We start from the raw sequence: 17,587 nt of genomic DNA on the forward strand, positions 1-17,587 counted from the left end.
GTCTCGGCCATCTGGGGTTCGCGCGAGCGGATCGTGGTCGGCCTCACCGGCGGCCCCGAGGGGCGCACCCTGATCCGGCGCGCGGCCAGGCTGGCCGAGAAGGGCGCAGGCGGCGAGGTCATGGCCGTCTACATAGCCCGCAGCGACGGCCTGACCTCGGCCTCCCCGAAGGAACTCGCCGTCCAGCGCACCCTCGTGGAGGATCTGGGCGGCACCTTCCACCACGTGGTCGGCGACGACATACCGGCCGCGCTGCTGGACTTCGCGCGCGGTGTCAACGCCACCCAGATCGTGCTCGGCTCCTCGCGCCGCAAAGCCTGGCAGTACGTCCTCGGGCCCGGCGTCGGCGCCACGGTCGCCCGGGAGTCCGGCCCCGACCTCGACGTCCACATCGTCACCCACGAGGAGGTCGCCAAGGGCCGCGGACTGCCCGTCGCCCGGGGTGCCCGGCTGGGCCGGACCCGGATCATCTCGGGCTGGGTGGTGGGCCTGGCCGGCCCGGCGATCATGGCGGTGCTGCTGAACACCGTCGACCTCGGCCTCGCCAACGACATGCTGCTGTTCCTGGCCCTGACCGTCGCCGCGGCCCTGCTCGGCGGCCTGCTGCCCGCCCTGGCCTCGGCGGCCTTCGGCTCGCTGCTGCTGAACTACTTCTACACCCCGCCCCTGCACCGGCTGACCATCGCCGACCCCAAGAACATCGTCGCCATCGCGATCTTCTTCGGGGTCGCCGTGTCGGTCGCCTCGGTGGTGGACCTCGCCGCCCGGCGCACCCACCAGGCCGCCCGGCTGCGCGCGGAGTCCGAGATCCTCTCCTTCCTCGCCGGCAACGTGCTGCGTGGTGAGACGGGCCTGGAGGAGCTGCTGGAGCGGGTCCGCGAGACCTTCGGCATGGAGTCGGCCGCCCTGCTGGAACGCGAGAGCGACGTCGAGCCGTGGACCTGCGCGGGCAGCGCCGGATTCGGGCCCGCCCTGGAACGGCCCGAGGACGCCGATGTCGACATGCCGATCGGCGACCACATGGCGCTCGCCCTGACCGGCCGCGTGCTGCCCGCCGAGGACCGCCGGGTGCTCGCCGCGTTCGCCGCGCAGGCCGTCGTGGTGCTGGACCGCCGGCGCCTGAAGGAGGAGGCCGACCAGGCCAGGGCGCTCGCCGAGGGCAACCGCATCCGCACCGCCCTGCTGGCCGCCGTCAGCCACGACCTGCGCACCCCGCTCGCCGCGATCAAGGCCGCCGTCTCCTCGCTGCGCTCCGACGACGTGGCCTGGTCCGAGGAGGACCAGGCGGAGCTGCTGGAGGGCATCGAGGAGGGCGCCGACCGGCTCGACCACCTCGTGGGCAACCTGCTCGACATGTCGCGGCTGCAGACCGGCACCGTCACCCCGCTCATCCGCGAGATCGATGTGGACGAGGTGGTCCCGATGGCGCTGGGCGGCGTACCCGAGGACAGCGTCGAGCTGGACATCCCCGAGACGCTGCCCATGGCCGCCGTCGACCCCGGCCTGCTGGAGCGGTCCGTGGCCAACCTGGTGGAGAACGCCGTCAAGTACAGCCCGCCGGGACAGCGCGTCCTGGTGTCCGCCAGCGCCATAGCCGACCGCGTCGAGGTGCGTGTCGTGGACCGCGGGCCCGGGGTCCCGGACGAGGCGAAGGACCGTATCTTCGAGCCCTTCCAGCGCTACGGCGACGCCCCGCGCGGCGCCGGGGTCGGCCTCGGCCTCGCGGTCGCGCGCGGCTTCGCCGAGGCCATGGGCGGCACCCTGAACGCCGAGGACACGCCGGGCGGCGGGCTCACGATGGTGCTCTGCCTCCGTGCGGCAGGATCGCGTCCCGAGCCCCTCCCCGTCGGGGAGTCCAGCACAGAACCAGAGAGGCAGACCCAATGCTGAGCCCCACTGGGGGGACCCCCCAGACCCCCACGAGGGTGCTCGTGGTCGAGGACGAGCCGCAGATCGTGCGTGCGCTCGTGATCAACCTCAAGGCGCGCAAGTACGAGGTCGACGCGGCTCCCGACGGCAGGACCGCCCTCGAACTCGCCGCGTCCCGCCACCCCGACGTGGTCGTTCTCGACCTGGGCCTGCCGGACATGGACGGCGTCGAGGTGATCAAGGGGCTGCGCGGCTGGACCCGGGTCCCGATCCTGGTCCTGTCCGCCCGCCACTCCTCGGACGAGAAGGTCGAGGCGCTGGACGCGGGCGCCGACGACTACGTCACCAAGCCCTTCGGCATGGACGAGCTGCTGGCCCGGCTGCGGGCCGCCGTACGCCGGGCCGAGCCGGTCGGGCCGGGCGAGGACGACGTGACGACCGTGGAGACCGAGGGCTTCACCGTCGACCTGGCCGCGAAGAAGGTCAACCGCGCGGGCAAGGACGTCCGGCTCACCCCGACCGAGTGGCACCTGCTGGAGGTACTGGTCCGCAACAGCGGCCGCCTGGTCAGCCAGAAGCAGCTGCTGCAGGAGGTGTGGGGTCCGTCGTACGGGACGGAGACCAACTACCTGCGCGTCTACATGGCCCAGCTGCGCAGGAAGCTGGAGACGGACCCGTCGCACCCGAAGCACTTCATTACGGAGCCCGGGATGGGGTACCGGTTCGAGAAGTGAGCTGCGCTACGGCGGTGTCGGTGGGCCCCGGTACGCTTCAGACATGACTGCTGTTCCCCGTTCCCAGAAGCCGGCCGGCCGGTTCCGGCGGATGCTCGACCGGCTCTCCACCTCTCAGGAGGACCTGGAGTCCGAGGAGCTGCGGGAAGACGCCGAGACCACGGGATGCACCCGGATCGGTGACTGCCTGGACCGCCAGATCGTCACCGTAACTGGTACCTTGCGCACGGTCACCCTCCGGCCGCGCGCCGGGGTCCCCGCCCTGGAGGCCGAGCTGTTCGACGGCTCGGCCGCGCTGGACGTGGTGTGGCTCGGCAGGCGCTCCATCGTCGGCATAGAACCGGGGCGCAAGCTGATCGCATCGGGCCGGATCTCCATGAGCCGGGGCCGCCGGGTGCTCTTCAACCCCAAATACGAACTGCGACCCCTCGGACGGGAGTAGCCGGTGACGCCCCTCGACAAGCCGACCGAAGACACCGAACAGACTCGGTCGGACGATGCCCGCGCGGTCACCGAGGCCGCGCTGTTCGAGGCGTTCGGCGGTGTCCGAGGCATGGTCGAGACGGTCGTGCCCGGTCTCCTCTTCGTCGCGATCTTCACGGTCAACAAGGACCTGCACATCGCGGCGATCGCCGCACTGGCCGTGTCCCTGGTGCTGGTCGTGGTCCGGCTGGTGCGCAAGGACACCGTCAAGCACGCCTTCAGCGGTGTCTTCGGCGTGGCCTTCGGCGTGCTGTTCGCGATGTTCACGGGCAACGCCAAGGACTTCTACCTCCCCGGCATGCTCTACACGCTGGGCCTGGCGCTGGCCTACATCATCACAACCCTCGCCGGTGTCCCCCTGATCGGTCTCATCCTCGGCCCGGTCTTCAAGGAGAACCTCTCCTGGCGCACCCGCAACCCCGGCCGCAAGAAGGCCTACGCGAAGGCAAGTTGGGCCTGGGGCCTGATCCTGCTGGCCAAGTGCGCGATCCTCTTCCCGCTGTACTGGTGGGCCAACACCGCCCAGCTCGGCTGGGTGCTGGTCGCCCTGAAGATCCCGCCGTTCCTGCTGGCGGTCTGGCTCACCTGGGTCTTCCTCGCGAAGGCACCCGCGCCGATCGACGTGTTCGCGGAGATGGAGGCGGAGGAGAAGGCCGAGAAGGAGCGCAAGGCCGCGCTGGCCGCCGAGGGCGGCGAGCCCACCGGCGGACGGCACCGCCGGGACGCGTAGCCGGCCAACCGGCCGTCGTACGACGAGAAGGGGCGCCCTGGAGACCCAGGGCGCCCCTTCTCGTGGTTCAGCTCTCGCGCCGCACCGACAGCAGCTCCTCCAGCTGCTCCTCCCGGGCCTGCGCGGCCACGAAGAGGAGTTCGTCGCCCGGCTCCAGGGAGTCCTCCTTGGACGGGGTCAGAACGCGGTTGCCGCGGATGATCGTGACCAGGGAGGTGTCCTGCGGCCACTCCACGTCGCCGACCTGGGTGCCGGCCAGGGCCGACTCCTCCGGCAGGGTCAGCTCGACGAGGTTGGCGTCACCGTGGCTGAAGCGGAGCAGGCGGACCAGGTCGCCGACGCTCACCGCCTCCTCGACCAGGGCGGACATCAGGCGCGGCGTGGACACGGCCACGTCGACGCCCCAGGCCTCGTTGAACAGCCACTCGTTCTTGGGGTTGTTCACCCGGGCGACGACGCGCGGAACGCCGTACTCCGTCTTCGCGAGCAGCGAGACGACCAGGTTGACCTTGTCGTCGCCCGTCGCGGCGATCACGACGTTGCAGCGCTGCAGCGCCGCCTCGTCCAGCGACGTGATCTCACAGGCGTCGGCCAGCAGCCACTCCGCCTGCGGCACCCGCTCCACCGAGATGGCGGTCGGTGCCTTGTCGATGAGCAGGATCTCGTGGCCGTTCTCCAGCAGCTCGCCCGCGATCGAGCGGCCGACGGCGCCGGCTCCGGCAATGGCGACCCTCATCAGTGACCGCCCTCCTCTTCCGGGCCCGCGGCGAATGCCGCTTCGACCTTGTCGACGTCGTCCGCCCGCATCATCACGTGGACGAGGTCGCCCTCCTGCAGCACCGTCTGAGAGGTGGGCAGGATGGCCTCGCCCAGGCGGGTCAGGAACGCCACGCGGACGCCCGTCTCCTCCTGCAGCTTGCTGATCTTGTGGCCCACCCACTTCGGGGAGGCGTGCACCTCGGCGAGCTGCACGCCGCCGGTGGGGTCGCGCCACAGCGGCTCGGCACCCGAGGGCAGCAGGCGGCGCAGCATCTGGTCGGCCGTCCAGCGGACCGTGGCCACGGTGGGGATGCCCAGGCGCTGGTAGACCTCGGCACGGCGCGGGTCGTAGATACGGGCGGCCACGTTCTCCACACCGAACATCTCGCGGGCCACGCGCGCGGAGATGATGTTGGAGTTGTCGCCGCTGGAGACGGCGGCGAAGGCGCCGGCCTCCTCGATGCCCGCCTCGCGCAGGGTGTCCTGGTCGAAGCCGACCCCGGTGACCCGGCGGCCACCGAACCCGGGGCCCAGCCGGCGGAAGGCGGTGGGGTCCTGGTCGATCACGGCGACCGTGTGTCCCTGTTGCTCCAGGGTCTGGGCAAGAGCGGATCCCACTCTCCCGCAGCCCATGATGACGATGTGCACGACCGTCCTTCCGGTGTCCAAAAGTTACTGCTCAGCATCAGGGTCTCAGACCGACGCCCAAAGCTACACACGAGTGGTTCGGGCCGGGCACCCCTGTGCCGCGGTTTCCCGCGATCACTGTTTGTGATCACCCGATGACGTCCCTCGCACGCCGCTCACCTGCGGGTGGCTGGCGGCGAGTGATGCTGCGCACGCTGAACAGGGTCAGGATTCCGAGGCCGGCCAGGGCGACCGTGGCCCCGATCAGCTCTGCAGTCGCGGGCATGGGACCTCCGAAGTGCGATGACAGGCGGGGTCTGCCATCTAGACACGGAGGGTGTACGAACCACGGAATCCGCAGTTCCGTGCGCCCGTGATTTCACTCATGAGGCAGAACCGGGATGCCGGGTGGGCGGCTGCGTGTTCGAAGGCCTACCATCCTCTGTCGTGTCCAAACTGACCGACGTGCCCAAACGGATCCTGATCGGGCGCGCACTGCGCAGTGACCGGCTGGGCGAAACGCTCCTGCCGAAGCGCATCGCACTCCCCGTCTTCGCCTCCGACCCGCTGTCCTCCGTCGCCTACGCGCCGGGGGAGGTCCTGCTGGTCCTGTCCATCGCGGGCGTGTCGGCCTACCACTTCAGCCCCTGGATCGCGGTCGCGGTCGTCGTGCTGATGTTCACGGTCGTCGCCTCGTACCGGCAGAACGTCCACGCCTACCCGAGCGGCGGCGGTGACTACGAGGTCGCCACCACCAACCTCGGCCCCAGGGCAGGCCTCACCGTCGCGAGCGCGCTCCTCGTCGACTACGTCCTGACCGTCGCCGTCTCGATCGCCTCCGGAATCGAGAACCTCGGCTCGGCGGTCCCCTTCGTGGTGCAGCACAAGGTGCTCTGCGCCGTCGCCGTGATCATCCTGCTGACGCTGATGAACCTGCGCGGCGTGAAGGAGTCGGGCAAGCTCTTCGCGATCCCGACGTACGTCTTCGTCGGCGGCGTCTTCATCATGGTCGCGTGGGGTGCGTTCCGGGGCCTGGTCCTCGGCGACACCATGCGGGCGCCCACCGCCGACTACCACATCAAGGCCGAACACCAGGGCCTCGCGGGCTTCGCCCTCGTCTTCCTGCTGCTGCGCGCCTTCTCCTCCGGCTGTGCCGCGCTCACCGGCGTGGAGGCCATCTCCAACGGCGTCCCGGCCTTCCGCAAGCCCAAGTCGAAGAACGCGGCGACCACGCTGGCGATGATGGGTCTGCTGGCCGTGACCATGTTCTGCGGCATCATCGCCCTCGCCATGGTGACCAAGGTCCGCATGGCCGAGAATCCGGCCACCGACCTGATCCACAACGGCGTCGCGCTCGGCTCGCACTACGTCCAGAACCCGGTGATCTCCCAGGTCGCCGAGGCGGTGTTCGGCAAGGGCAGCTTCCTGTTCATCGTGCTCGCGGCGGCCACCGCCCTGGTCCTGTTCCTGGCGGCCAACACGGCGTACAACGGCTTCCCGCTGCTCGGCTCGATCCTCGCCCAGGACCGCTACCTGCCGCGCCAGCTGCACACCCGCGGCGACCGTCTCGCCTTCTCCAACGGCATCGTGCTGCTCGCCGGCGCGGCGGCCCTGCTCACGGTCATCTACGGCGCCGACTCCACGCGCCTGATCCAGCTGTACATCGTCGGTGTGTTCGTGTCCTTCACGCTCAGCCAGACCGGCATGGTCAGGCACTGGAACCGCCACCTGGCGACGGAGCGCGACCAGGCCAAGCGCCGTCACATGGTCCGTTCCCGCGCGATCAACACGTTCGGCGCCTTCTTCACCGGCCTGGTGCTGGTCGTCGTCCTGGTCACGAAGTTCACGCACGGTGCCTGGGTGGCCCTGCTCGGCATGTGCATCTTCTACGCGACGATGACCGCGATCCGGAAGCACTACGACCGGGTCGCCGACGAGATCGCGGCCCCCGAGGGCCCCAGCGACGACAGTGTCCGCCCCTCCCGTGTCCACTCGGTCGTCCTCATCTCCAAGATCCACCGCCCCACCCTGCGTGCCATGGCCTACGCCAAGCTGATGCGCTCGGACACCCTGGAGGCGCTCACCGTCAACGTCGACCCGGCGGAGACCAAGGCGCTGCAGGAGGAGTGGGAGCGGCGCGGCATCGACGTACCGCTGAAGGTCCTCGACTCGCCGTACCGCGAGATCACGCGGCCGATCATCGAGTACGTCAAGGGCCTGCGCAAGGAGTCCCCGCGTGACGCGGTCTCCGTGATCATCCCCGAGTACGTGGTCGGCCACTGGTACGAGCACCTGCTGCACAACCAGAGCGCCCTGCGCCTGAAGGGCCGCCTGCTGTTCACGCCCGGCGTGATGGTGACCTCCGTCCCCTACCAGCTGGCCTCCTCCGAGGCGGCCAAGCTCCGTGCCCGCAAGCGGCAGGAGTGGAACGCGCCGGGTGCGGTGCGGCGTGGTCCGGCGACGGAGCGGCCGAAGGAGTCCGCGGCCAAGGACTGAGGCATGCAGGCCTGAGGCATGCAGGTCTCGGGCGTCCAGGTCCGAGGCGTGCAGGGAAGGCCGTAGACTGGTGGGCTGTTGTCAGGCCCACCGGCTGCGGCCGCTTCCGTTTCCTTCCCGAAGCGCCGTTCCCGACGTCCCTTCCCGATTTCCCTTCCGATCTGGAGTCACCCCACCATGCAGGCAGAACCGACCAAGTCTCTGGTGGGCGAGGACTACGAGGTCGAGATCGGCCCCGTCGCCCACGGCGGCCACTGCATCGCCCGTACCGCCGAGGGCCAGGTGCTGTTCGTCCGGCACGCGCTGCCCGGCGAGCGCGTGGTGGCCCGGGTGACCGAGGGCGAGGAGGGCGCACGCTTCCTGCGGGCCGACGCCGTCGAGATCCTGGAGGCCTCCAAGGACCGCGTCGAGGCTCCCTGCCCCTTCGCCGGCCCCGGCCGCTGCGGCGGCTGCGACTGGCAGCACGCCAAGCCGGGCGCCCAGCGCCGGCTGAAGGGCGAGGTGATCGCCGAGCAGCTCCAGCGGCTCGCGGGCCTCACGCCCGAGGAGGCGGGCTGGGACGGCACCGTGATGCCGGCCGAGGGCGACAAGCTCCCGGCGGGTCAGGTCCCGCAGTGGCGGACGCGCGTGCAGTACGCGGTCGACGCCGACGGCAACGCCGGACTGCGCCGTCACCGCTCGCACGAGGTCGAACCGATCGATCACTGCATGATCGCCGCGCCCGGTGTCACCGAACTCGGCATCGAGGACCGGGACTGGGCCGGCATGGCGTCCGTCGACGCGATCGCCGCGACGGGTTCCCAGGACCGCATGGTGATCCTGGAGCCCCGCCCCGGCGCCCGGCTGCCGCTCGTCGAGCTCGACCGGCCCGTCTCCGTCATGCGCGTCGACGAGAAGGACGGCGGCATCCACCGGGTCCACGGCCGCGCGTTCGTGCGTGAGCGCGCCGACGACCGCACCTACCGCGTCGGCAGCGGCGGTTTCTGGCAGGTCCACCCGAAGGCCGCCGACACCCTGGTGAAGGCAGTCATGCAGGGTCTGCTGCCGCGCAAGGGCGAGATGGCCCTCGACCTGTACTGCGGCGTCGGCCTCTTCGCCGGCGCCCTCGCCGACCGTCTCGGCGAGAAGGGCGCGGTCCTCGGTATCGAGTCCGGCAAGCGCGCCGTCGAGGACGCCCGCCACAACCTCGCCGACTTCCCCCGTGTCCGCATCGAACAGGGCAAGGTCGAGTCGGTCCTCCCGCGTACCGGCATCACCGAGGTCGATCTCGTCGTCCTCGACCCGCCCCGCGCCGGCGCCGGCCGCAAGACGGTCGAACACCTCTCCTCCCTCGGCGCCCGCCGCATCGCCTACGTCGCCTGCGATCCCGCTGCGCTGGCTCGCGATCTGGCGTACTTCCGGGACGGCGGATACCGGGTGCGGACCCTGCGCGCGTTCGACCTGTTTCCGATGACGCATCACGTGGAGTGTGTCGCGATCCTCGAACCGGCCACGAAGGGATCCTGACCTTACGGGGGTCGCGCTTCGGTCGGCAGCCGGGGCAGCTGTGGGGAACCGGCGACAGCTGATTCCTGTTCCCTACGGCTGGGCCTCGGGACGAACGGAGGTGCGATCACCGCCGATGCCGAGCGGGCGGTGGTCGGCCGGACCGTCTGGCCACAGGCGTTGCCGTACACGCCCTGCGGCTGTCGGGTCGGCGGCGGTTCGCGACGGTGTCGCGTTCAGATCGCGGCGTGGGCGCCCCGGTCGCGATGGGAGACGGCCAGGTAGCCGACGAATCCGACGATCGCCACCGTCCACGCCAGAGTGACCGGAGCCAGGCCGAGGCCGAGGCCGCCGCGGGTGTGGCCGAGGGCCATCCAGTCGGCGAGGGAGGCGCCGAGGGGGCGGGTGACGACGTAGGCGGTCCAGAAGGCGGTGACCGCGTTCAGCGCGCCGAAGCGATGCGCCAGGGCGGGTGCGCAGATGACCGCCGCGAACAGGGCGACCGAGCCCAGGTAGCCGAGGCCGGCGGTGGCGGTGAGGTCGCCCGCGGCGGTGCCCAGGGCGAAGGTGGCGAGTACGGCCGCCCAGTAGAACGCTTCGCGGCGACGGGTCTGGATGGTGTGGACGGAGAGGGTCCGCTCGCCGGCGTACCAGAGCGTGAAGACCGCGGCCAGGACGACGAGGAAGGCCGGCGTCGACGCCGCGTAAGGCACGCCGAGGCCGACGTGCAGGACGTCTGCGGCCATGGTGCCGAACACGCTGACCATGACGACAGCGGTCCAATAGGCCCAGGCGACGTACCGGCGCAGGGCGAACTGGACGGCCAGGGAGGCTGCCAGAGCGAGGCCGCCGAGCGCGACTGCCGGTACCGGGCCGAGAGTCCGGGCCAGGAGGTCCGATGCCGTCTCGCCCATACCGGTGGTGAGGACCTTGATGATCCAGAAGTAGACGGTCACCTCCGGCACCTTGTTCGCCAACCGGCGTACGGGGGTGCGGGGGCGGTCGTCGAGGGCGTGCATTGCGGTCATGATCCGCACGATGGCACGCCGAGCCTGAACGCGACCTGAACGGCCGGGGCGCCTCCAACCGGTGGACGATCGCCTCGGGTCCTGCCGTCCTGGACCGTCGCCCACACGGCCTGTCCGACCTGCGCGGCGAGGCGGGCGATGCGCGGCGGCAGTCAGGATATGTTCAGGATCGGGGTGCCACGGTCGGGCGGCATGACCTATGAAACGTCTGAGAGCCAGGTGGTTCCGGAGGCCGGCCGGACAGCCTCTTCGGGTCATCGCCCGGGCTGGAACAAGGTGCCCGAGCTCACCGTCTACTTCTGGGTCATCAAGATCCTGTGCACGACGGTCGGCGAGACCGCGGCCGACCTGCTCAACGAGAAGGCAGGTCTGGGGCTGACCGGTGTCTCGGTGCTGATGAGTGCCCTGCTGGCCGGCGTGCTGGTGGGCCAGTTCCGCACGAGTGCCTACCGGGCGGGCGTGTACTGGCTCGCCGTGACACTGATCAGCGTCGTCGGCACGCTGATCAGCGACAACCTCACCGACAACATGGGTGCCCCGCCGGAGACCACCACCGCCGTCCTCGCGATCGTCCTCGCGGTCGTGTTCGTGGTCTGGTACCTGCGCGAGCGGTCGCTGGCCATCCACCACATCGACACCGCCGGCCGCGAGTCCTTCTACTGGCTCGCACTGCTCTTCGCGTTCGCCCTGGGCACCGCGGCCGGTGACCTGGTGTCCGAGCGCCTGGACCTTGGGCACTGGCTGTCCGCCGTGCTGCTCGCTGCGGTCATCGCCGCGGTGGCCATCGCGCACTTCGCATTGGATCTGGACGCGGTGTGGAGCTTCTGGATCGCCTACATCCTCACCCGCCCCCTCGGCGCTTCCATCAGCGACTACCTCTCCCTGCCCACCGGCGACGGCGGCCTCGGCCTGGGCACCGTCGTGACCAGCGCCCTGTTCCTGGCGGTCGTCCTCGCACTGTTCGTCCACCTGTCCGCCACCCGCCGGGACCTCCGCGGCTCAGACCGCGGATACCTGCGCGCTCGCGGACTGCCAGGGCGCTGACCAGGGGGAATGGAGAACTCTCGCGGTAATACCTAGGGTCGGCGTGTGGCTTTTATTATGGTGTGCGAAGACGACGCGGCGGTGCGGGACGTCCTCAAGCGCGCACTCGAGCACGACGGCCATACGATCGCGGTCGCTGCTACGGCGGACAGCCTGCTGCGAAATCTTGAGCCGGTCCCTCACCTGGTCGTCCTGGATCTGGGGCTCCCGGACGCCGACGGCCGCGATGTCTGCTTGGCGCTGCGGGCACGTGGCGTCGATGCCCCGGTGCTGATGCTCACCGCTCTGGATGGCATGCACCACAAGGTGGGCGGCTTCGAGGCGGGAGCCGACGACTACATGACGAAACCGTTCGACATCCCGGAGTTGCTGGTGAGGGTCCGTGCCCTGCTGCGCAGAACAACCGCGACGACCCCACCGAGTGGCGTCGTTCTCGATCCGGCGAAACATGTCGTGATCTACGGTTCGACGAGCGAGAGCCTGACGCCGACCGAGTTCCGGTTGCTGGGCAGGCTCATCGCCTCGCAGGGCGACGCCGTACGCCGCCACGCCCTCGTTGCCGCCGGTTGGCCGCACGGCGCGCAGGTCAGCGACAACACCCTCGACTCCTACGTTCGCCGACTACGGACCAAACTCGGTGTGCTGGGCGTGGCCGATCGCCTGGCGACGGTCCGCGGGGTGGGCTATCGATGGGAGTGAGGGGTTTCCGCGGGAGGGTCGTCGCGCTTGCGGTTCTGATCGCGACAGCGGTGGTCGCGGTGCTGGTGGTGGTCTCACACGTGTTGCTGAGCCAGGTGACCGACGCCGACGCGAACGCTCTGGCGCATACGCGTGCGGAGTCGGTGGCGGCGAACGTGACCGTACGCGGTGGCCACGTCGTGCTGATCGAGAGCAGCAACGAAGCGCTGGACACGGTCTCGTGGGTGTATGCCGACGGGCACCTCATCGACGGGATCGTGCCGCCCGGCGTCGTCGACCGCGTCGAGGCGCTCGTCGGCTCCGGGCAGTCCCAAACGACCACGGTCGGCAGTCACCTTCTGTTTGCCCAGCCGATCCGGCTCGAAGGCCACCACGTCATGGCGGTCGTGAGGGTGGATCTGACGCCGTACGAGACGTCGGAGCAGCGCAGCCTGACGATGTCGCTCATGTTGGGTGGTATCGCGATCCTGCTCGCCGGCGTCGTCGCACACCTCGTGGTGGGTCGTGCGTTGCGGGTGGTCCACGAAATGGCCGCCCTTGCCGACGACTGGGGCGATCACGAACCCGGGCACCGATTCAACCTCGGCGTTCCGCGCGATGAATTCGGGGAACTCGGGCGAACTCTCGATCGCCTGCTCGACCGCGTGGACAACGCGCTCGCGGACGAGCGCCGGCTCACCGATGAGATCGCCCACGAGTTGCGGACGCCCCTGACGGCACTGCGGGGCGAGGCACAGTTGGCGCAACTCTCCGGTCACCATGTGGCACCGGAGTCCGTGCTGACCGAGGTCGACCGCCTGAGCACGGCGATCACGACGATTCTGAGTACCGCCCGGACACGGATCGATGGCGGTACCCGCTGCGATCTCAGGGCGGCGGCGCGACAGGCGATCGCCGGTCGCTCCATCGAACTCGCCATCCCGACCGACGTCGACGTCGCCGTGGCGGGCGAACTCGTCGTGGCTCTGTTGTCACCCCTGCTGGAGAACGGACTGCGGCATGCGAGTTCGCGCGTCTGGGTCACGGGGAGCATCCAGCCCCAGGGGGTCGTGATCGATGTCCTCGACGACGGCCCGGGGTTCGATCCGGCAGAGGTTGATCGGGTCTTCGAAGCGGGTGTGACCAGCGGCGACGGGCACGGGTTGGGGCTGGCCGTGGTAAGGCGTCTCGCCGCGTCCGCGGGAGTGGCAGTCCGTGCGATCGCGGACGGTCACGGTCGTGTCGAGGTGACCTTCCCCACGCCGGAGGCGATCGCGTAGTCAGGTTGTGTGCAGGTTGGCCGAGCCAACGTCGTCGCATGACGACGACGAGCGAAGCCCGCACGCACCGCAGCGGGCGGCTGATGCTGAACAAGGTTCCCGAGGTCACCATCTGGTTCTGGGTGATCAAGATCCTGTGCACGACCGTCGGTGAGAGCTTCGCCGACTGGATCAACATGAAGCTGGGCGTCGGCCTGGTGAACACGGCCTGGATCTTCACCGCGGTGTTCGTGGTGGTTCTGGGCGTCCAGCTGCGGCTCAAGCGGTACGTCCCGTTCCCGTACTGGCTGACCGTGGTCGTCGTCAGTGTCACGGGCACGCTGTACACCGACATCCTGACCGACCAGCTCAACGTGCCGCTGTGGATCAGCTCCGCAGTGTTCTCGGTCCTGCTCGCCGTGGTCTTCGGCGCGTGGTGGCTGCGCGAGCGCACCCTCTCGATCCACTCGGTCAACACGCTGCCGCGTGAGTCGTTCTACTGGCTCACCGTTCTCGTCACCTTCGCGCTCGGCACCGCGACCGGCGACTGGACCCTCGAACTCACCGGCTGGAGCCCGGGCGTCTCGGTCCTGCTGCCGCTCGGCCTCATCGCGGCGATCGCGCTGCTGCGGAGGTTCGGCGCGAACCCGGTGCTGTCCTTCTGGCTCGCCTACATCCTGACCCGCCCGCTGGGCGCCAACATCGGCGACTGGCTCGCCTCCCCCAAGGTCGCTCAGCCGGGCGAGCCGACCGGCCTCGCGCTGGGCACCTTCACCACCAGCCTGATCTTCCTCGGCCTGATCCTGGCGACCGTCATCTACCTGACGGTGACGCGCTCCGACGTGACCGAGACCTACGACGCCACGCACACCCCGCAGATCAGCGCCAACCCCCACAGGGAGCGCAGCGCGCTGGCGTGCTTCGCCCTCCTCGCCGTCGCCACCGGGGGTCTGCTGGTCTGGGCGCACAGCCGGCCGCACGTCGGCCCGGCGCCGGAGGAGGACGCCACCTCCACCGTTCAGCTCGCCCCTGGCCAGGCCGTGAAGAAGTTCCCGTCCAAGAAGGTCGACGCACTGAAGGCACTCGCCTCGACCTCGCTCAAGGACGCACGGTCGGGGAACGCGACCGGCGCCCATGCGGCTGCCCAGTCGCTGCGAGACCTCTGGGATGCCGACCAGGCGTCGTTGCAGCCGCTGGACAACACCGGCTGGACGTTCATCGACGCCCAGATGGACCAGGTCCTGAAGACCTTCGGCATCGATCACTCGAACCCGCCGATGTCGCCGGCCCGGCAGGAGGCTGAACTCAACACCCTTCTCACGGATATGCGCTGACGGACCCGATCGGCGGCGACCACTTCCCTGAGGCCGCCGCCGATCACGCTCTCGCGGTGCTTCCTCAGGGCCGGTAGACCATGCCCGGCTGCGGCTCGGCGGGGGCGAGCAGCTGCGACACGGTGACGATGGTGTAGCCGCGCTGTTCGAGCGCCTTGATGATCCCCGGGACGGCGGGCACGGTCCCTTTGTGCAGGTCGTGCAGCAGGATGATGCCGTCGCGGTGCGTCTGGTCGAGCACCCTCCGGGTGATCAGCGCCGAGTCGGTCGTCTCGTAGTCCTTGGCCGTGACGCTCCACAGCACCTGGGCCAGCCCCAACTCCCGGCAGATCTTGGACACTTTGCGGTTGGTGCGGCCCTCCGGGGGACGCATCAGGACGGGCTTCCTGCCGGTGATCCTCTCGATGGCGTCCTGTGTCCGGGTCAGTTCCCGGCGGGCGTCGGCCTCGGCGAGGTCCGTCAGCCTGGGGTGAGTCCAGGTGTGGTCGCCGATCTCGTGCCCCTCGGCAGCGATGCGGCGCAGGATGGCGGGGTACTTCGCGATGTGGCCCTCGCCCTGCACGAAGAAGGTGGCGTGCAGGCCGTCCTGTTTGAGGATGTCCAGCAGTTCGGGCGTCGTCGGGCTGGGGCCGCCGTCGAAGCTGAGGGCCACGCACTTCGCCTTGCGGCAGTCGGTTCCAGCCACCGATCCCGACGCCTTGGCGCGGGCGGCGCGCGGTGAGGTGTGATCGTAGGTCGTGACCGTCAGGGCCAGAGTCAGCGCGACGGCCAGGGCGGCGGCCACCGTCGTGACGGCGGCGATGAGTATGCGTGAGCGTCTTGTGCGCGTGCTGAAGCGCATGCGAGACCTTTCTTCGGATGGAGTTCCGGGGTTATCGAGTGCGGGCGGGAGCCGGCTTCGCGGCCAGGTCCCGCGCCCGCATGTCGAGCGTCAGGCGATGCCTCAGCAGGTGTCCGAGACGGCGCTCCACCGTTGTGTGGATGAGCAGGGACAGTCCCAGCGCGCAGACGACGGCCATCGCCATCGAAGGCAGCGGCCCCAGGCCTGGAAAGGCCCGGAGCAAGCCCTTGGCCAAGGGAATTCCGATGCTCTGGTGGACGAGGTAGAAGGGGTAGGTGAGTCCCCCCGCGGTGACCAGCCAGCGTCGGCGCAGCCTCGCCAGTGGTCCTTTGCCACCGGCCAGCGCCAGCAGTCCGAGACAGACCGTGAGCACGGCCGCGCACACGGCCCAGGAGGGCCGGCTCTCGCCGGGGGGCACGGTGGCGTGGTCGGCCACCCGGAGTTCGAGCACGGTGAGTTCGTAGGACCACGCGAACCCCAGCAGCAGCCACAGCAGGAGGCTCTGTCCGAACCTGTGCATGAGGTAGAGGACGATTCCGGCCACGAAGAGGCCGGCGTACCGGGGCAGTACGAATTCGTCGAGCAGGGGCGAGTGGAGTTCGAGGGCGATGACAGCGGCCAGGAGCCAGGCTCCGCAGAAGGTCACCACCCGCCGGTACGACAGGCCGAACACGAGCAGCACGGCCATCAGCAGGTAGAAACGGGCCTCCACCCAGAGCGTCCAGGCGACTCCGTCCACCAGTTCGACTCCCAGTGGTCCCGGAGCCATCGTCAGGTTTCCGAGGACGGTACGAGGGTCGACACGGGTGGCGGCGGGCCAGTGGCCCAGCCGTGAGACAAGGACGAGCGCGACGACGAGGAGGACGGTGCACCAGTAGGCCGGGAAGAGCCGTGCGACACGGGAGACGGTGAACTGTGCGGGAGTCCGGCCCCAGCAACTCATGCAGATGACGAAGCCGCTGATGGCGAAGAAGAACTCGACGCCGAGCCAGCCGTAGCGGCTGATCTCGTGCAGGAATGGCGTGAGGTCGCGGAGTTCGGTGCGTCCCCAGAAGTGTGGGGTGGGTGTCCCGAGGAAGTGGTACGCGGCCACCATGACCGCTGCCACCAGGCGGAGCCCGTCCATCGCGGCCAGGCGTGCGGGCCTGGCCGTGCGGGTGCTTCTCCCAGGTGACGTGGCGTCGGCGGGCATGGCGAAGCGACCTCCGTACGAAAGGTGATACCGGTGGGGATGAAAGGGGGAGGGGAGGGGGTGAAGTGGCCGGATGCGGTCGCCGCGGTCAGACGCGGCGGCGCAGGAGCAGCACGGTGACGACCGTGAGCAGCGCGGCGAGGCCGCCGAGTACGGCGGTGTCGGTCCACTGGAAGATCCAGTAGTCACCGGCCGGGCTGGCCTCGTAGAACCGGGCGACGTACCCGTGTGCCGCCATGCACTCCCTGAGCTGGGCGCCGGACGGGAAGGCGCAGTTCAGCACGGAGTCGTGGCGGCCCGAGGCGGTGATCAGGCCGTAGTTGCCGGTCGACCACTTCTCGCCCATCACCGGTTTGGGGATGCTGCCGGCGCTGACGTAGGTGTGCGGCGGGACCAGCACCCGCGCCCGGTGCGTCCACTCCAGCAGGAGTGTCACCGCCCCGGTCACCAGCAGGGTCAGGCCCATCGCCGCCAGTACCCGGCGGGCCAGCAGGCCCAGCAGGGTGCCGGCCGCCAGGCCGAACAGGGCGGCCGCCACGACGCGGGGGCCCGAGCCGCTCAGGGCCGTGGCGTCGTACCAGAACAGCCCGTAGCTCCGGTCGGCGGCCGGTCGCCACCACCAGGCGAACACTGAGGCGAGCAGGCCGGAGAGGGCGGTCGTGATCGCCGCGGCCAGGGCGAACCGGAAGGTGAACCACTGGCCCCGGCTCACTCCCTGGGCGAGGATCATGCGGTGCGTGCCCAGTTCCCGGTCGCGGCCCAGCAGCGGGGCGCCCCAGAAGACGCCGATGACGACAGGCAGGGCGATGTTCAGCGCCCCGAGGTATTTCAGCGGTTCGACGTCCAGCAGCAGGGGCAGGCCGGTGTCGGACCGTGTGCAGTACAGCGGCCCGGTGGCGCAGTGGTCGAACAGTCCGCTGTGCAGGGCGTCCAGCATGCCCGAGCGGTAGTACGCGGCGATCGCCGCGGCGACGACCAGGGCGGCCGCGCCGATGGCGGCCGACACGCGTTGCTGTCTCCATGCGAGC

General features: G+C 69.9%; 17 protein-coding genes. 10 read left to right on the forward strand and 7 right to left on the reverse strand.

Annotated features, from left to right (window positions below; genetic code table 11):
* The 4 genes from AC07DS_RS42365 to AC07DS_RS42380 form a co-directional block, all read left to right on the forward strand.
* On the forward strand, positions 1-1,890 hold a 1,890-nt coding region (locus AC07DS_RS42365), incomplete at its 5' end, for an ATP-binding protein (RefSeq protein ID WP_479154067.1).
* Positions 1,884-2,603 (forward strand): response regulator, encoded by a 720-nt coding sequence (locus tag AC07DS_RS42370; RefSeq protein ID WP_479154068.1) that lies wholly within the window; start codon positions 1,884-1,886, stop codon positions 2,601-2,603. The genes AC07DS_RS42365 and AC07DS_RS42370, both read left to right, overlap by 7 nt.
* Positions 2,604-2,646: 43 nt before the next feature.
* Positions 2,647-3,045 carry an OB-fold nucleic acid binding domain-containing protein gene (locus AC07DS_RS42375; RefSeq protein WP_479154069.1) on the forward strand — a complete coding sequence of 133 codons (399 nt, stop codon included), beginning with the start codon at positions 2,647-2,649 and terminating at the stop codon, positions 3,043-3,045.
* A 3-nt stretch (positions 3,046-3,048) separates the two neighbouring features.
* The gene (locus AC07DS_RS42380) at positions 3,049-3,816 is read left to right on the forward strand and encodes a DUF3159 domain-containing protein (protein WP_479154070.1); all 768 of its coding nucleotides are present in this window, start codon (positions 3,049-3,051) and stop codon (positions 3,814-3,816) included.
* 67 nt (positions 3,817-3,883) lie between these two features.
* Here the strand turns inward: AC07DS_RS42380 and AC07DS_RS42385 are convergent, their stop codons facing one another.
* From AC07DS_RS42385 to AC07DS_RS42395, 3 genes are all read right to left on the reverse strand, one after another.
* Positions 3,884-4,552, reverse strand: a complete 669-nt coding sequence (locus AC07DS_RS42385; protein WP_145882902.1) for a potassium channel family protein — start codon at positions 4,550-4,552, stop codon at positions 3,884-3,886.
* Entirely contained in the window at positions 4,552-5,223 is a 672-nt protein-coding gene (locus tag AC07DS_RS42390; protein WP_145882901.1) for a potassium channel family protein, read from the reverse strand. Before AC07DS_RS42390 ends, AC07DS_RS42385 begins: the two co-directional genes overlap by 1 nt.
* Before the next feature lie 127 nt (positions 5,224-5,350).
* Complete coding sequence (locus tag AC07DS_RS42395; RefSeq protein ID WP_479154071.1) at positions 5,351-5,488, reverse strand: hypothetical protein; 138 nt, start codon at positions 5,486-5,488, stop codon at positions 5,351-5,353.
* A gap of 161 nt (positions 5,489-5,649) precedes the next feature.
* Here AC07DS_RS42395 and AC07DS_RS42400 point away from each other — a divergent pair, with 161 nt between their 5' ends.
* Complete coding sequence (locus tag AC07DS_RS42400; protein ID WP_479154072.1) at positions 5,650-7,698, forward strand: APC family permease; 2,049 nt, start codon at positions 5,650-5,652, stop codon at positions 7,696-7,698.
* A 177-nt stretch (positions 7,699-7,875) separates the two neighbouring features.
* Positions 7,876-9,204, forward strand: a complete 1,329-nt coding sequence (locus AC07DS_RS42405) for a class I SAM-dependent RNA methyltransferase (protein WP_479154073.1) — start codon at positions 7,876-7,878, stop codon at positions 9,202-9,204.
* 215 nt (positions 9,205-9,419) lie between these two features.
* Here AC07DS_RS42405 and AC07DS_RS42410 read toward each other — a convergent pair whose 3' ends face one another.
* Complete coding sequence (locus AC07DS_RS42410) at positions 9,420-10,211, reverse strand: COG4705 family protein (RefSeq protein ID WP_479154074.1); 792 nt, start codon at positions 10,209-10,211, stop codon at positions 9,420-9,422.
* A 192-nt stretch (positions 10,212-10,403) separates the two neighbouring features.
* Between AC07DS_RS42410 and AC07DS_RS42415 the strand changes: the two genes are divergently transcribed.
* Genes AC07DS_RS42415 through AC07DS_RS42430 form a run of 4 tightly spaced genes read left to right on the forward strand, consistent with a single transcriptional unit; the run spans position 10,404 to position 14,526 of the window.
* On the forward strand, positions 10,404-11,255 hold the full coding sequence (locus AC07DS_RS42415) for a COG4705 family protein (RefSeq protein WP_479154075.1): 852 nt from the start codon (positions 10,404-10,406) through the stop codon (positions 11,253-11,255).
* Between the two features lie 45 nt (positions 11,256-11,300).
* Positions 11,301-11,954 (forward strand): response regulator transcription factor, encoded by a 654-nt coding sequence (locus AC07DS_RS42420; RefSeq protein ID WP_479154076.1) that lies wholly within the window; start codon positions 11,301-11,303, stop codon positions 11,952-11,954.
* Positions 11,955-12,004: 50 nt separating this feature from the next.
* The gene (locus tag AC07DS_RS42425; RefSeq protein ID WP_479154077.1) at positions 12,005-13,213 is read left to right on the forward strand and encodes a sensor histidine kinase; all 1,209 of its coding nucleotides are present in this window, start codon (positions 12,005-12,007) and stop codon (positions 13,211-13,213) included.
* Between the two features lie 38 nt (positions 13,214-13,251).
* Complete coding sequence (locus AC07DS_RS42430; RefSeq protein ID WP_479154078.1) at positions 13,252-14,526, forward strand: COG4705 family protein; 1,275 nt, start codon at positions 13,252-13,254, stop codon at positions 14,524-14,526.
* A gap of 64 nt (positions 14,527-14,590) precedes the next feature.
* Here the strand turns inward: AC07DS_RS42430 and AC07DS_RS42435 are convergent, their stop codons facing one another.
* The 3 genes from AC07DS_RS42435 to AC07DS_RS42445 form a co-directional block, all read right to left on the reverse strand.
* The gene (locus AC07DS_RS42435) at positions 14,591-15,367 is read right to left on the reverse strand and encodes a polysaccharide deacetylase family protein (RefSeq protein WP_479154079.1); all 777 of its coding nucleotides are present in this window, start codon (positions 15,365-15,367) and stop codon (positions 14,591-14,593) included.
* 31 nt (positions 15,368-15,398) lie between these two features.
* A complete protein-coding gene (locus tag AC07DS_RS42440; protein WP_479154080.1) occupies positions 15,399-16,559 on the reverse strand; it encodes an acyltransferase family protein in 1,161 nt (386 codons plus the stop codon).
* 88 nt (positions 16,560-16,647) lie between these two features.
* The gene (locus AC07DS_RS42445) at positions 16,648-17,565 is read right to left on the reverse strand and encodes a transporter (RefSeq protein WP_479154081.1); all 918 of its coding nucleotides are present in this window, start codon (positions 17,563-17,565) and stop codon (positions 16,648-16,650) included.
* Positions 17,566-17,587: the final 22 nt, after the last annotated feature.

Source organism: Streptomyces sp. NPDC044064, assembly GCF_056434245.1.